Below are 2,665 nucleotides of genomic sequence, written 5' to 3' on the forward strand. Positions count from 1 at the left end.
ATAACAGAAGGCAATCACGACCAGAGTTTAGGCCCAAAGGAGAAGAACCGATTTACCTCCTTAACCCGCACCAGGCCGCAGAACTCCAGAAGACGTATGAACACATGACCTTCCCTATGAGAATACCAAACATACCAGCAGAGGACAGCCCAAAGATAACAGTTTATAAATTGGTTAACACGAACATCCAGGACGTACTAGCGTGGACTACCGCCCTTAGAGACCTGGCAAACACTAATCAATGGACAGATGAAACCAGTCAAAGAGTTTTGGATCTGTTGTTAAAACCAGATTTTAAAGATGCGATAAAGGAAAAGAAAACCTTCGACACGAAACTCGACGCCCTTTGTGAAAAGTGCTTTACTATAACCAGGTATCATTCCTTTAAGAACTTGCTCTACAATACGCATAGGAATAAGTTTGGCAATTTGCAAAAATACATACGCTTCCTTCAGGAAACTAGAATACGCGTTGACCTGTGCAGTAAAGGAAAGAGTGAGAAAATGCCTGAGATAGAACTAACGCAAATTCTCATCGACAATCTCTCAAGGAAAGAAAAAGAGGCCTTAGCATCCAAAGGATCTACCACTCTTGACGAAATCACACAAGAGCTTGAAAACTTCTACGATATGGAAAGTTTCTTTGGACTCATCAACACGGACTCTAAATCGCTTAATCAACAAAGGTGGCCTGATAAAACTAAGTATTGCAAATTCCATCGATCGCCTTTCCACAATACTAATGAGTGCAGAGCAGCCAAAAAGAAGCAAGAATCTACATCCAATCTCGGAATTCTACAACCCCCAAATCAAATCATAACTAATACCAAACGAACACATATCAGCCTTCCAATTACAATCAACAATCAGACATACTCGTTTATAGTCGATACAGGAGCAACAGAAAACTTTATCTCAAAGGATTTAGCCGACAAGATAAAAATTAAGCCGCACAAGATTCATCAACCCATCACCTTAGCAGATGGAAGAGAAATTAACATTCTGGAAGAAAGTGAATTACAGTTTTCGATACAGCATCAGGGAATATTTCAAGAAAACTTCAAGATTTTAAAGGATCTTTCTTATCTAGGCATAATTGGTCATAACTTCCTGCAAAAACACAAATTCCTGGTCGACTGTGAAGCAGGCATAATTGAGAAAAAACAACAAACCCCCGACAGAACGATTATCAATAAAATCGATTGCATGTACATTTCAAACGATTCGTTTAGTGAACTTATATCAAAGTATCAAAAAAATAATCCGACCCTCGGACGAATCACAACACATAAGATGTCATTACCTCTAAACGACGACGTACCTGTGCATAAAAGACCTTATGCCGTACCTATTAGTCAAATTCAAGCAGTCAAAGAAGAAATTAAGCGCCTGCTTAAACTCGGCATTATTAGAAATAGCAATAGCGTTTACGCCTCACCTGCCTTCGCAATTCCAAAGAAAAATGGAAATATCAGGCTGGTTATCGACTACCGAGAGCTAAACAAGAAAACCGTAAAACTAGGTTATCCCTTTCCTGGAATCCAGTATTCCCTTATTGATCTCAAAGGAGCAAGATTCTTCTCACAGTTGGATCTCAACATGGGATACTATCAGATAGAAATTGAGGAACAAGACAAATATAAAACTTCCTTTGTGCTACCGTTCGGCCAGTATGAATTTAACCGAATGCCCTTCGGACTATCTAATGCACCAAGGGAATTCCAAAGAATAATGACTGAAAAGCTCAAAGACTTCGATTTCGTTAAAATTTTTGTCGACGATATTTTGATTTTTTCTAAAACCCTAAAAGATCATACCGAACATGTAGAAAAGGTCCTCAAAAGACTATTAGAAGAGGGAATCTCAGTAAACTATGCCAAGTCAAGCTTTGGCTTGCAAGAAGTTAAATACCTTGGAAAGATAATAAACGAAAAAGGAATTCGACCAGACCTGGATTCCCTTATCAAATTGGACAATTTTAAAATACCACACGATAGAAAGGGGCTCATGAAATTGCTTGGCCTTATTAATTGGTTCAGAGACCACGTACCAAACCTTAGCCAGAGGCTAGGAAGTATAACAAGCAAATTAACCAAAAATGGTAAATTTAATTGGTCTGCAGAAGATACGAAGACAATTATCTCAATTAAGAAAAGTATCGAGGAACAAACGCTACTTCACCATCCAGACATTTCAAAGCCTTTTCTACTAACAACTGACGCCAGTGAGAATGGATTGGGCGCTATACTCACACAAGAAGGCTGCATCGTAGGCATTTACTCTTATAAGTTGAAGAACTCTGAACTCAATTACACCACTACAGAAAAGGAGTTGTATGCGATCATAAGAGCTCTCCAGCACTTCAGAAGCTTCATCTTAGGATCTAATATTACAGTTGAAACTGATCACCACAATTTATTATTCGTAACAAGTTGTATCAGTAATCGAGCTCAAAGATGGAAATTAGTTCTAGAAGAGTACAATGTTACACTAAAGCACATCAAAGGGTGTGACAACGCTGCTGCAAATGCTCTTTCACGTTGCTTAACACTAAAAACTAACGAAAATACGGAAGCCCTGGATTATAAAAAAATAAGCGAAGCCTACGATCATTGTAGGACCATCCAAGGGTTAAATAGGGATGAATTGAATAAAAATGAATATCT

At 38.4% G+C, this 2,665-nt stretch carries 1 protein-coding gene; it reads left to right on the forward strand.

Features of this window, described 5'->3' with window-relative positions:
- Nucleotides 1-2,665 (forward strand): pol polyprotein (locus tag ACRC28_RS19040; RefSeq protein ID WP_438545034.1); only part of this gene is annotated, 2,665 nt, incomplete at both ends.

This window comes from Clostridium sp., assembly GCF_051650885.1.
GTDB lineage: Bacteria > Bacillota > Clostridia > Clostridiales > Clostridiaceae > Clostridium.